Annotated in this window: 14 protein-coding genes; 2 read left to right on the top strand and 12 right to left on the bottom strand. The window is 34.1% G+C overall.

Going from position 1 to position 12357, the window contains the following annotated elements; translation table 11 throughout:
* The first annotated feature begins 47 nt into the window (after nt 1-47).
* Entirely contained in the window at nt 48-923 is an 876-nt protein-coding gene (locus FJR48_RS03300) for an AraC family transcriptional regulator (protein ID WP_152306740.1), read from the top strand.
* A gap of 5 nt (nt 924-928) precedes the next feature.
* On the opposite strand, the gene FJR48_RS03295 is transcribed toward FJR48_RS03300, so the two are convergent.
* The 4 genes from FJR48_RS03295 to FJR48_RS03280 are packed head-to-tail and all read right to left on the bottom strand — an operon-like array spanning nt 929 to nt 7610.
* Entirely contained in the window at nt 929-1765 is an 837-nt protein-coding gene (locus FJR48_RS03295) for a tetratricopeptide repeat protein (protein ID WP_152306739.1), read from the bottom strand.
* 12 nt (nt 1766-1777) lie between these two features.
* Nucleotides 1778-2545: a glutamate 5-kinase gene (gene proB, locus FJR48_RS03290; RefSeq protein ID WP_152306738.1), complete on the bottom strand. Its 768-nt coding sequence runs from the start codon at nt 2543-2545 to the stop codon at nt 1778-1780.
* Between the two features lie 11 nt (nt 2546-2556).
* Nucleotides 2557-4026 carry a sodium/proline symporter PutP gene (putP, locus tag FJR48_RS03285; protein ID WP_152306737.1) on the bottom strand — a complete coding sequence of 490 codons (1470 nt, stop codon included), beginning with the start codon at nt 4024-4026 and terminating at the stop codon, nt 2557-2559.
* Nucleotides 4026-7610, bottom strand: a complete 3585-nt coding sequence (locus FJR48_RS03280; protein WP_152306736.1) for a proline dehydrogenase family protein — start codon at nt 7608-7610, stop codon at nt 4026-4028. Before FJR48_RS03280 ends, putP begins: the two co-directional genes overlap by 1 nt.
* 222 nt (nt 7611-7832) lie before the next feature.
* On the opposite strand from FJR48_RS03280, the gene FJR48_RS03275 reads away from it, so the two are divergent.
* Nucleotides 7833-8171 carry a MerR family transcriptional regulator gene (locus tag FJR48_RS03275; protein WP_152306735.1) on the top strand — a complete coding sequence of 113 codons (339 nt, stop codon included), beginning with the start codon at nt 7833-7835 and terminating at the stop codon, nt 8169-8171.
* Here the strand turns inward: FJR48_RS03275 and FJR48_RS03270 are convergent.
* The 8 genes from FJR48_RS03270 to nifX form a co-directional block, all read right to left on the bottom strand.
* Entirely contained in the window at nt 8168-9385 is a 1218-nt protein-coding gene (locus tag FJR48_RS03270; RefSeq protein WP_152306734.1) for an RNA polymerase factor sigma-54, read from the bottom strand. The genes FJR48_RS03275 and FJR48_RS03270 overlap by 4 nt on opposite strands.
* Nucleotides 9386-9451: 66 nt before the next feature.
* Nucleotides 9452-9748 carry a 2Fe-2S iron-sulfur cluster-binding protein gene (locus tag FJR48_RS03265; RefSeq protein WP_152306733.1) on the bottom strand — a complete coding sequence of 99 codons (297 nt, stop codon included), beginning with the start codon at nt 9746-9748 and terminating at the stop codon, nt 9452-9454.
* Nucleotides 9749-9804: 56 nt separating this feature from the next.
* Complete coding sequence (locus FJR48_RS03260) at nt 9805-10224, bottom strand: nitrogen fixation protein NifZ (protein ID WP_241856109.1); 420 nt, start codon at nt 10222-10224, stop codon at nt 9805-9807.
* Entirely contained in the window at nt 10214-10555 is a 342-nt protein-coding gene (locus FJR48_RS03255; protein ID WP_152306732.1) for a nitrogenase-stabilizing/protective protein NifW, read from the bottom strand. Before FJR48_RS03255 ends, FJR48_RS03260 begins: the two co-directional genes overlap by 11 nt.
* An 11-nt stretch (nt 10556-10566) precedes the next feature.
* Nucleotides 10567-10968: a P-II family nitrogen regulator gene (locus FJR48_RS03250; protein WP_152306731.1), complete on the bottom strand. Its 402-nt coding sequence runs from the start codon at nt 10966-10968 to the stop codon at nt 10567-10569.
* A 1-nt stretch (nt 10969) separates the two neighbouring features.
* Nucleotides 10970-11494: a flavodoxin domain-containing protein gene (locus FJR48_RS03245; protein WP_152306730.1), complete on the bottom strand. Its 525-nt coding sequence runs from the start codon at nt 11492-11494 to the stop codon at nt 10970-10972.
* Nucleotides 11491-11913 carry a NifX-associated nitrogen fixation protein gene (locus FJR48_RS03240; RefSeq protein ID WP_241856107.1) on the bottom strand — a complete coding sequence of 141 codons (423 nt, stop codon included), beginning with the start codon at nt 11911-11913 and terminating at the stop codon, nt 11491-11493. The genes FJR48_RS03245 and FJR48_RS03240 overlap by 4 nt, the downstream gene beginning before the upstream one ends.
* A 2-nt stretch (nt 11914-11915) precedes the next feature.
* A complete protein-coding gene (nifX, locus tag FJR48_RS03235; protein ID WP_152306728.1) occupies nt 11916-12311 on the bottom strand; it encodes a nitrogen fixation protein NifX in 396 nt (131 codons plus the stop codon).
* Between the last annotated feature and the right edge of the window lie 46 nt (nt 12312-12357).

The following is a 12357-nucleotide window of genomic DNA, read 5'->3' as shown; positions in this document are numbered from 1 at the left end:
TGTTCAAAATTGCTATATTTATATTTTAATTTTGTTATAATTTTTCTATGAATAAAAATATACTGCAAAAAAATATTAAAATAGCAAACTCTATTATGTATTATATTTACACCCATATAGATGTAAATATAGACTTGGATGAGCTTAGCAGGGATTTACAAATCAGCAAATTTCATATGCATAAGGTTTTTAAAAATATATTTGAAAAGAATATTTACGAGAGTATAAAATCTATCCGTTTACAAAAAGCGGCAAGTCTGCTTCTTACAAATAAATACTCTACAATATCCGAAGTTGCAAAATTATGCGGTTACAGCTCACACTCCTCTTTTATAAAAGCTTTTAGAGGTAAGTTTGACGTCTCTCCAAAAGAATGGAGAAAGGGTGCTTATAAAAAATACTCAAATTCAATCTTAAAAGCTTCAAATATATCTACAAAGACAAGTATTGATTTTACAAACATTACAGCTACTATAGTTGATATGCCGCAGATGAAAAGCTATTACATCAGAAACAGCGGATATATAAACAATGTAAAAGAGACTTGGCAAAAACTCTACACTTTGGTTTTAAACAACAAAGTAAAAAAATACAAAATGGTAGCACTCCTACATGACAACCCAACCATAACCGAGTTGGATAACTGTCAATATATCGCCTGCATCATAACGGATGAGAAAGAGGAAGTTTTTACACAAAGACTTCCTAAGTTTAAAATATCCGACGGAGTATATGCAAAATTTGATTTGCAGGGATACGGTGAAGATATACTAAGATTTATCCACTGGGTTTATCACGACTGGCTTGTTGACAGCGAGTATGAGACAACGACTAAACCTTCATTTATCGTTTATCATAAGAATAACTATCTAAATGAAGAAAACCTTTTTGATATAAGTTACTATCTATCAATTAAATTTTGACTAAATTATTTCAAAAGTTCTTTAAAGACTTTATTTTTATGTAAAACTTTAAAAGATTCTTCGTTATATAACTCATCATGTAATCTAGGGTTTAACTCCAATGCTTCTTTAATATCTTCTAATGAAGATTCTACATTTCCAAGTTTAGCATTTGCACATGCCCTTTGCCAGTGTGACAATGCATAACTGTCATCCAACTTTATAGCTTGATTACATAGTGACAATGCCCACCTTGTTTCATCAAGGTCTAAAAGTATATCTGCTTTATAAACCAGAGTTTCAACGTCCTGAGGCGTTATTTTTAAAATCTCATCATATAAATTTAGTTTTTCTTGTAAGTCATCTTCTATCTCTACCCTTTTCCAAAGAGAATTAATTTTTTGTGATTTTTCAACCTCTTCTTGAGTTTTTGTTATTAATTCAAATCTTTGTTTGGCTTTTCTTTCTATATCTGAAAGCCTGCTTTCATAGTTTTTTGTAAGTTCGGCTATTTTTGTCTCAACTATTAACTCACTACTCTCTTTTAAATCTTTGAATGATTTTAAACCTATAATCAAAAGCAAAGAACTCACTACCGCAATAATATAAAATACGTTGTTTACAGTATCTGTAGTATATCTCAATGCCCTGTCACTTATACTAAGTTCACTTGAAGTTATTTGTTTTGTAAGTTCTTCTTTTAGTTTAAGATGATTTGTTCTAAGTTCTTTTAATTCATCAAAAATATACCTTTCCATCAAAGGTTTATTTAACACTTTACTTATATTTGTATCATTACTTGCTCCATAAAGAAAGCTAAAAAATAAAAAATGAAATACAAATAGCTTAAATAAAATTTTCATAGTACACCCTCTTTAAAGCTTTTTTGTTGTAAAAAGAGTACCCTTATTATGTTTATTTTTCATCAAAAACTCTCTGGCACTCGTTAGATCATAACCGTTACATAAAAACATCTCCAGATTATTCTCCATCATATACTTCGCAGCCTTTAATTTTGTGACTATTCCTCCGGATGCAAACTCTGAATTTGGGGTATGTTTTTGTTCAAGCTCATTTTCATTTATATTCGATACAACTTTTCTTATTTGTGCTTTTGGATTATCTTTTGGATTTGAATCGTAATACCCGTCTATATCACTTAAAATAATCAACATATCCGCACCTGCATGATGAGCTACATGGGCTGAGAGTTGATCGTTGTCACCAAAAAGCTGATCGGGTGTAGTAGAGATATCGTTCTCGTTGACTATAGGTAAAATATCGTTTCTTAGAGTCCTTGCAATAATATCTTGAACAATCTGCGTATGAACACGCGAATCAAAATCTTCCTCTGTTAAAAGTATTTGAGATATCGTCACATCATATATATCAAAAAGATTTTTATATGCACTCATAAGTATAGGCTGACCAAGTGAAGCCAAGACTTTTTTACTCGTAGGTACTTTTCTGTTTAGTTGCACTGCCGTATATCCTGCCGCAACTGCACCCGAAGATACAAGTATTACCTCATATTTTTTTCTTGCCTCGGCTATTAGCCCTACTAAGTTTAACATCCTCTCTTTTGCTATATCTGTAGTTTCGGTTATAACCGAACTACCTACTTTTATAACTATTCTTTTCACTATTTATCTTCCTATTTTTCTAATCTGTCTTGAACTTCGTCAAACATTTTATGCATCGAAGCCGAGTTTTGTTTTCCATATTTACTAAATACTACTATAGCTACCCACGATAAAATAAATCCAGGTAATATTTCAAATATATCGAATATTCCGCCTTCTAACTGTTTATAGATTATAACCGTTAAAGCTCCTACAACCATCCCGCTTACCGCTCCAAACTTTGTGATATTACGGTTATATAAACTCAATATTATCAAAGGTCCAAAAGCAGCACCAAAGCCCGCCCAAGCATAAGACACCAGTTTAAGAACACTTGAATTTTCATCCGCAGATATGTACCAAGCTATAAGTGCGATTGCTATAACCGTAGCACGACCAACCCATACCAACTCTTTATCACTTGCATCTTTATGTATAATAGAGTGGTATATATCTCTTGTTAACACAGATGATGATACAAGTAACTGAGAATCAACCGTACTCATTATAGCTGCTAAAATTGCAGCCAGTAAAAACCCTGCTATCCAAGGGTTAAAAACAAGTTGTGATAGTGTAATAAATATCTTCTCACTATCTGCCAAATCAACTCCGTTTGCTGCAACATAGGCAAACCCGAAAAAACCGACACTCAAAGAACCGATTATAGATATGCCCATCCAACCCATACCTATATATTTTGCATGGTGCATCTCGTTTTCATCTCTTATGGACATAAATCTAACCAAGATATGAGGTTGACCGAAATAACCCAAACCCCATGCCAAAAGTGATATAACCGATACTATAGATGCTCCGCTTAGTATATTTAGATGCGTTGGTTCTATAGCTTTTATTGCATCTATTGCACTTGATAATCCGCCCAAATCAAATATTACGACCGCAGGAGTTACGATAAGGGCTAGCATCATCAAAATACCTTGAATAAAATCTGTCCAGCTTACGGCATTATATCCACCTAAAAAAGTATATGATACGATAACAAAACTACCTATAAGCAGTGCATCGGAGTATGCTATGTTAAATGTAGCTTCAAACAGTTTTGCTCCACCGACAAGTCCCGAGGATGTATAGAGTGTATAAAAGAGTAGAATAACTATTGCGGTAACGACTCTCAGTGTATTTCCATCATCCTCAAAACGGTTTGATAAATAATCTGGTATAGTTATAGAATCGTCTAAATGGTGTGTATATACCCTTAACGGTTTTGCAACATAGTGCCAATTTAAATAAGCTCCTACAACAAGACCCAATGCTATCCAAGACCCGACTATCCCATCGCTGTACATCATACCGGGAAGCCCAAGTAAAAGCCATCCGCTCATATCTGATGCACCCGCACTCAAAGCCGTAACACTGGGGTTAAGTCCACGACCACCAAGTACATAATCACTCAAATCACTTGTTTTAAAATAAAAGTAAAACCCTATTGCCAACATAACAAGCATATAGCCCATGAAAGATATAAAAATTTCTGTTTGCATTATATTTCCTCTATACTTAGACCTTGGATACCTAAGTTTCCGTATCTATGATAAGAGTTTGAAATACTTTGTTCGACAAAATAGTGCATCAGTTCCAACCTTCCGTGAGATACAAAGTTTTCACCGGCTATATATATAGCTTTGTCTGCAATCGAGTTATAAATATTTTGAGTAACGTTATCCGGATGCAAAAATCTAACCCTTTGGGAATGAGGTATTTTGGCTATAAGCTCATCCTCGTCATCACGACTTATACTGTCATCTTTACCTATAAAAGCGGCTTGTTTTGATTCCAGCCAAATAAGTTCCGCTTTTTTAGACTTTTTAGGTATAGATATATTCAGTTTTGCCCCAACCATTTTTATAGCCATAATGGTTGTCAGTATTTCATCCAACTCATCTTTTTCTTCTACTCTAAGAAGTACACTCTTAACAGGAAGATAGCGTATAATATTACTCTCGCCTCTTATGTGTGCATAATCATGTTCTTTTAAAAACTCAGCTTCGAGCCAGTGAGAAAAGTGACATATATGTCTAAGTGCACTCTCACACTCTTCGTTAAACACGGTATCTCTTGTTAAAAGAATTCTCATCTGGTCTATAAACTTGTTTGAACAAGACTCATAAAGGTTTGTTTCATGATAATCTATGTTCATAAACTGACTAACATAGTTAAAACCACCTGCCTTTTTACCGCTACCGATTGCAGATTTTCTCATACCGCCAAATGGTTGACGTATAACTATAGCCCCTGTAGTTCCACGGTTTATATAAAGATTTCCGGCTATTATTTTCTCTCTCCAATAATCTTGTTCTCGTTTGTCAAGTGTTTCTATACCCGATGTAAGACCATATCCCGTAGCATTAACGATATCTATTGCATCGTCTAAATCTTCCGCACACATAACGCTTAAAACAGGACCAAACAGCTCATTCATATGACAAAAGTCATCTCTTTTAGTACCCCATCTAACCGAAGGTGTAAGCATATACGGATTTCCCTTATCGGCATAGCCCGGTTTTACAAGCCACTCCTCACCTTTATCAAGATATGAAAGTGCTTTTTTAAGCTCACCTGATGGCAGGTTGCTAAGTGTACCTATTCTGTTTGAAAAATCCCAAACCGATCCTGTTTTAAGTGATTCGACTGCTTCTTTTAGAGTCTGTTTAAAGTTATCGTCTTCATAAAGCTCTTTTTCCAAAACGAGCAATGAAGTAGCCGAACATTTTTGACCGGAGTTATGAAATGCAGAGATAACAACATTTTTAATAGCCTGATCACGATCTGCGAGTGCCGTAACTATAGTTGCATCTTTACCTCCCGTTTCGGCACTTATATGGATATCAGGGCGAGACTTTATAATCTCGTAAGCAGTTTTTTCACCGCCTGTAAATATTGTAAAATCTATATCTTTACTTGGAATCATATGTTCACCGACATGAGAACCCGCTGCAGGAACAAACTGCAAGGTATTTTTACTAATACCCGCTTCCCAAAAACACTGACACAGTCTATATGCACTGAGGATTGCATCTTTTGCAGGTTTTAATATAACTGTATTTCCTGCAGCCAAAGATGCAGCTACTCCGCCTGCGGGAATTGCTACAGGGAAGTTCCATGGACTAACTACCAGACCTACACCCTTACCGCTTGTCTCAACACCCGTTAATCCTGAGATTTTTGCTACGCTATATGGATAAAAGTTTAGAAAGTCTATAGCTTCACTTACTTCTACGTCTGTTTCGGTAAATACTTTACCGACCTCGGCAGCGGCAATACCTATTAAATCTGCACGTGCCACTCTGATTTCATGTGCTACATCCATTAATGCCTCTTGTCTTTGCTGTGCACTAAGCTCCCTCCATCCGTCGGGATCGTCTTTAGCAACGGATATTGCTTTTTTCATATCTTCAGGTGTAGCTTCAACATAAGAACCTACCGTCTTATTTTCATGGTATTGACTTTTATCTATCTTTTGTACGGATTCATCCCTTTGTAAAATTTCTCCACCTATAACGGGATAAGCATTAAAACCTCCACTTTCACCTATATTTTGCCATTTGTCTCTGATTTCTTCTGCCCATTTTCTATTTGTTCTTAATACAAAATCGGTATCGCTTTCATTTTCAAAGTGGTAACTTCTAACATCTACTTTTTGTTTTTTAATCTCTAAATTTCTGTTTTGCTCTCTGTATGGTTTTTGGTAGATGCTAGGCATTATCTCAATAGCATCATCATATGTCTTGATTAATCTCTCCCAGGCAGGAGTATCGACTTCAAGTCCAAAACTATGTCTTAAAAAGTTTTGCTCAGCCGTATTTTCATCAAATCTTCTGACAAGATAAGCTATAGCATTTGTAAAGGTGTCTTTTGTAGCAGTAGGTGCATATAAAATAACATCTAAACCTTCCTCTTTTAAAAGCTCATATGCAGCTTCACTCATACCTTCAAGCATCTCTGCCGTTACATAACTCTCAACACCTCTCTCTTTAGCTAAAAGCATTGCAAGTGCATGGTCAAAAAGATTATGCGATGCTACACCCGTATTAACATACGGTGCTACCTCTGGATCAAGTAAAAAGTCCATTGCTACTTTGAAGTTTGCATCTGATTCGGCTTTTGAGGAGTATGTTACACAAGGCCAGCCTCTTAAAGATGCCTCTGTTAGCTCCATCTCTTGGTTTGCACCTTTTACTATACGTATCTTTATAGGTGCACCGCCGTTGTCCACTCTTTGTTTAGCCCATTCATACAAATCTTTTATATATATCATTGCATCAGGAAGATATGTTTGAATAACAATTCCCGCTTTTAAATCTTTAAACTGATCTTGTGATAGAACACCTTTAAAAGCATCTATAGTAGTTTCAACATCTCTGTACTCTTCCATATCAAGATTTACAAATTTGTAATTCTCTTTAGAGTCTGTATCTTTATACGTATTTTCTTTAGCTGCACTGTATATCTTTTCAAGCTGGGCAGATATATGTTTTACATTATTGTCATGTGCGTGTGGAATTATCTGAGAAAATAAATTTGAGATTTTTATCGAGAGGTAATCCACATCCGGATTTTTAAGAAGTTTTATATATTTTGAAACTCTTTTAGCAGCTTCTTCTTCACTTAAAACTATCTCACCGATTACATTTATATTTACACGCGTACCCTCGTCTTTTCTTGCTTTCATATGTTTTGAAAGCACGGGGTCTTCACCTTGAATAACTATGGAACTTATATCATCTCTTAAGTATTTTATAAACATAGGGATTGAGATTGAACTTACATATACACCTATATCACGGAATAACCATATTAAAATCTGTTCAAACTGGGAAAAAAAGTCCGTACTTTCATACTTTTTAAATATGTGTTCAAGTTGGTCTGCAACTCTGTCTGGATTATGCGAGCGAAAACTCTGGTCTAACAACTCAATTAGAAATATTTTATTTACGGGATTTTTCAACATTTTAAGCATCATCTCATGAAAATCCTGCTCTTTTGCTTTACGAGAAACTTGTATCTTTTTTTGCCAATCGTGTGCAACTGTTTTTACTTCTTGAACTATTTCTTCAGATATACTCATCAATTCTCCTAATCATAATCTACTCTACTGTAGTATAATACGGTTAAAATGTCAAATTTTATAACTTTTTTTGTGATTATTTTACATAATGACTGTAAAAAAATGTAATACTGAATGATTGTTTTTTTATTTACAAATGTATATACTACATTTATAAAAAATTATTTATATATAGATTAGTATAATTAAAAAAAATATAATTAAAATTTTAAAAGAGTGTAAATGGCTTTACTAAACAATGAAAAAAATGTTTTACCCCTTAGCAGCATCGCTGAAATTCTTTCCGCAAAACCAAGAACTTTAAAAATGTATGAAGAGAAGGGTTTACTGCCGATAAAAAAAGAAACTAAAAAACTATACTCTATAAATGATGTTAAATCTATAGCATATGTACACTATCTTGCCAGTGCTAAAAAAATAAATGCCAACGGTATCAAGTATATTTTAGAGATGCTAAAAAACAATATGGATGAAAAAACAAGAGATGATTTTTTAGATTTGGTAGAGATAGAGATGGAAAAACTATCCGCTACTGACGTAAAAGACGTAACGGAAATTTAGTCTCTGACTTTATATATTTTTTTTCTCTCTTTTGAAGAGGGAATATCAAGAAGTTTTCTATACTTGGTAATTGTACGCCTTACCATCTTCATGTTGTATCTTTTCATAACATTATCGACTAAATCCTGATCCGTTAGAGGTTCATCGTGATTTTCGTTCTCTATTAAGTTTTGTATATAGTTTTTTATCTCAGATGATGAGAGATTTTTAGAGACCGCATTTGTAAAAAATGATTTTAGGGAAAATATACCCCTGTCACACTTTATATATTTATTTGATACAGCCCTGCTTATCGTTGACTCTTCAAAACCTATATCATCCGCAACCTGAGCCATAGTCATAGGTTTAAGTTCACTACCTATAAAAAAACTCATCTGTCTCTCAACGATTAAAAGAACGAGTTTATAAAGTGTGGACTTTCTAAGCTCTAGCAAGTTTACAAGGTCTCTTGCTTCTTTTAGTTTCTCTTTTAGCTCTTCATTTTTGCTTTTAAACGGGTCTGTTATGGTAATATCAGGATAATAACTATTATTCATTGTAACGGTAATATCATTACTTATATCAACAAAAAAATCAGGGACTATATACGAATTTTCCTCTTGATAATCAACTGCAGGAGGTGACTTAAACCTTTGAATAAGTTCCGTAGCCTCATCAAATCTGTGATGCTTGTGATATTTGTCTATATTTTTTATATTTTGTATAACTTTTTGAGTAAAAAGGTTTAACTCCTCATCAAGAGGAATTTGGGAGAGTTGAAACATAAACGATTCGGTCAAATCGACTGCCCCTATCCCTGCAGGATCCAAGTATGCAAATCTTTGTCTTATACTCTCTACAAATTCTTTTGTTGTATTACAGTTATTTGCAATATTTTCTATATCACCTTCAAAATATCCCTCACTGTCTATATTCATAAGTATCTCATGTGCTACTTTTTGGGATGTAGGTGTCGGAAACAAAGGAGCTTCAATCTGATTTGACACAACGTCGTATAAAGACTCTTTATATAAGTTTATCTCTTCAATAAAACCCCCGCTTGAGTAGTTTGATTCAAAAGATGATTTATATTCCAAAAAAGGGTTATCAAAACTATGTTCTTTAAATATTGTCTCTAAATCCTGAAGAGGAGCTTGTAATAAAGGCAACCATAATCTTAAAGATAATTGTAAACCTTGTTTTTGTGTTGTGTGTAAATTAAATGTACTTGACATGATTAAATTATACTCAAACCAAAGATGGCTTGAGTCCCATAACTGCGTATATTTTACGCAGTTGAATTAATATTTTAATCTTACTAAACCGTTTGGCTTAGAAACTTTCATCTGACATGAAAGACGTGAATTTGGCGTACAAGTTCCAGAACAAATCTCTTTAAGAACTTTTACCTCTTTATCAGTCTTGTCAGACAGGAACTCCATACCGGACTCAACTTCAACTACACATGTCCCACATTCACCGTCACGACATCCAAAAGGAAGTGCTGAACCACTTGCTTCTACAATATCCTGAATAGTACTACCTTGTTTTACATTTATTGCTAAAAAATCATTTATGATTTCCACTCTTGTTGTCATTATCTCTCCTTAATTTTTGTGATTTTGTTTTAGATTGAACTAATCTATTTTGCTATCTATTTCTCCTTATGTTTAGATTGCTGTTTATCCATTTTACTCATTTTTTCTCTATGAAGCCTCATAGCCTCACGCTCAAGTTCGTCCTCATCAACAAAATTATCTTCCATAGATTCTAGTTCGTGTTCACGACACCCAATAATCTCAACGTCCATGTCTGTACCGAAAAAATGTACTTCGTAAACTCTGATAACTTGTAAAAACTCACCCATATGTTTTATATATCCGATGCTGCCCTTTGGCATCATGAGTGTACCTATTTTTGCATGTGGGTAAGTTCCGTCGTTTACAACATCACTTAAGAGTTTTACTTTTTGCCCTACTTTATACTTTGGTTCCTCTTCGTCTTTACCCGAACGACTTGCCGTTACACTGTCATACAGCTTTACATTTGGATCAAAAATAGCGTTAGCATCCACAACTATTCCCCGGTGATGGCGTACAACTCATACAACCACTTAGTTTCCCGTCTTTAAACATATCCCAAACATCAGCTGCACTAGGTGCATATCCGTTGGAAAATTCTCCATATACTTTTAGAAGTGAATACTTTAAAAAATCAAGTAATCTTTCCTCTTCGCCTATAAGGTTTTTCATACCGGTTTTTATAAGAGTTCCATACTCTTTTAATATATGAAATCTTTTAACATTTACAAGACTCGGATCATAATCCAAATCAAAAAAAGTAAAATAATCTTCCGCATCAGTTAGTTCATAAAACTCGTCTAATGACTTTGCTTTAGTATTCATAAATTATTCCTTTAACTACAAGGAGTATCGATATGTGTCGTAACACCTGTAGATACATTTCCTATTTTTTTATTTATCTGTGTCGTAAGTGCTTCAATGTCTTTCTCACCCGTACGAATTCTCTCGACTCCGCCGACTTCTAGCCACCACATCTTACCTGCACCGCGACCTAAATCATGAGCATTTGTTCTTATACATTCCATAACTATTTCTCTGTGTTTTACATCTGAGACAACAATTTCAAGTTTCACTTTTGAAACAAGGTCTGTCGGTTGATTATCGGCTTCTGTTAAACCGAATGAACCCTTACCGATTACATCGCTTACTGTAATACCCTCTATATTATTTGCAAACAAATCTTCCAAAATATTTTTTAAGTTGTATTGATTTACAACTGCCATTACCATGTACATTTTAGTCTCCTAGTTCTGATTTTAATATATCTACCCATCTCTCTATCCTTTCTTGTGTTTTATCAGATTCATTATGTTCATCTATTGCCAAACCGCATAATTTATCGTCTATCTCTGCTAAAGAAAACTCATATGAATAATCATCTTTTGGTACAAAACCAACGGACTTTGCTCCCGCTGACGTAAATGTTTTATGAAGTTTTCCAAGTGCAGAACAAAAATGTTCACCGTGTTTTTTACAATCACCCGCTCCAAACACTGCTATTGTTTTTCCGCTAAAGTCTATTGTCTCATCTTCTATCTCCAGTACAGGATCAACCCAGCTAAAGTGTAAATCACCCTGCCCCCAAGTTGAGCTTCCTAGAAATAAAACATCATATTCTAAAAGTTGATCTTCGACATCATCAAAGTCTTCTTCCATGTTTATTACATCTTCTTCTTCGATTTCAAACGCCTCTATTAAGGCATTTGCCACCTTCATACTTGTTCCGCCTGCTGTTCCTACGAAAACACCGATTTTACTCATTTTTTATACTCCTCATAAATTTTTATTGCATCTGCAAGCATTTTATCGCCCTCTTCACATAACTTCTCATACGTACGAAATGAATATCTATGTGCATCTTTAAAAAACTTATTTACTATTACTATTTTCTCAGCTATTACGACAGCCCTACCAAAACCTTCGTGACTCATCTCCATAACAACAGAACACATAATTCCTGTCTTTTTCTCAAAAGCCAGTGCAATCGCCTGATATATAAGTCTTATATCTTGTATCTGCATCTCATCTATGTCTGCAATTACAGGGATATTTTTTAAATCCTCTTTACTCTTTACATATTTTTCTTTTAAAATATCTTCATCCGCTTTATTAGCCCATGTACCGAACTGATCAAGTGCTCTAACTTGAGATATCAAAGTATCTATAAATAAATTCTCCATCATTAAGCCTTTTTCTCTATGATTTTTTTAATAAACGGAGGAGGATTATCATTTAACATTTTTACCAGTTTGTTTAACTCTTCATCTATAGAAATAACTTCTTTGTATTTAATAGGAAAAATGCCTTTATTAATAATTTTCGCAGCAGCAGTAGGTCCTATATTTACAAAATAAACAATATCATTACCTTTTAGTAACTCCACCGTCGTATCCGTATCTTTCGTTTGAATTTTTATAATCGTAGATATGTCATATCCCTCTTTAGAGATATCGTAAATATTGAACTGCTTTGCACTACCGAAGTGTGCATCTACATTTTCATTATCATTCGTAGCAAATGCCACTTTTATAATTCCGTCGTTATTGTTATTTGAAGTTACTTGTATAGTTGAACTCATTTATGTTCTCCATATATTATTTACATATGTAGTTACATAAAGTGTT

This window comes from Sulfurimonas lithotrophica (assembly GCF_009258225.1).
Lineage (GTDB): Bacteria > Campylobacterota > Campylobacteria > Campylobacterales > Sulfurimonadaceae > Sulfurimonas > Sulfurimonas lithotrophica.
Note: the sequence above shows the minus strand (reverse complement) of the source record. Positions and strands in the feature narration are given on the sequence as shown.

Excerpts from the sequence above, each read along its gene's own strand:
- FJR48_RS03300 (WP_152306740.1), top strand. The coding sequence starts at position 48 with ATGAATAAAAATATACTGCAAAAAAATATTAAAATAGCAAACTCTATT.
- FJR48_RS03295 (WP_152306739.1), bottom strand. The coding sequence starts at position 1,765 with ATGAAAATTTTATTTAAGCTATTTGTATTTCATTTTTTATTTTTTAGC.
- putP (WP_152306737.1), bottom strand. The coding sequence starts at position 4,026 with ATGCAAACAGAAATTTTTATATCTTTCATGGGCTATATGCTTGTTATG.
- FJR48_RS03280 (WP_152306736.1), bottom strand. The coding sequence starts at position 7,610 with ATGAGTATATCTGAAGAAATAGTTCAAGAAGTAAAAACAGTTGCACAC.
- FJR48_RS03275 (WP_152306735.1), top strand. The coding sequence starts at position 7,833 with ATGGCTTTACTAAACAATGAAAAAAATGTTTTACCCCTTAGCAGCATC.
- FJR48_RS03270 (WP_152306734.1), bottom strand. The coding sequence starts at position 9,385 with ATGTCAAGTACATTTAATTTACACACAACACAAAAACAAGGTTTACAA.
- FJR48_RS03265 (WP_152306733.1), bottom strand. The coding sequence starts at position 9,748 with ATGACAACAAGAGTGGAAATCATAAATGATTTTTTAGCAATAAATGTA.
- FJR48_RS03255 (WP_152306732.1), bottom strand. The coding sequence starts at position 10,555 with ATGAATACTAAAGCAAAGTCATTAGACGAGTTTTATGAACTAACTGAT.
- FJR48_RS03250 (WP_152306731.1), bottom strand. The coding sequence starts at position 10,968 with ATGTACATGGTAATGGCAGTTGTAAATCAATACAACTTAAAAAATATT.
- FJR48_RS03245 (WP_152306730.1), bottom strand. The coding sequence starts at position 11,494 with ATGAGTAAAATCGGTGTTTTCGTAGGAACAGCAGGCGGAACAAGTATG.
- FJR48_RS03240 (WP_241856107.1), bottom strand. The coding sequence starts at position 11,913 with ATGGAGAATTTATTTATAGATACTTTGATATCTCAAGTTAGAGCACTT.
- nifX (WP_152306728.1), bottom strand. The coding sequence starts at position 12,311 with ATGAGTTCAACTATACAAGTAACTTCAAATAACAATAACGACGGAATT.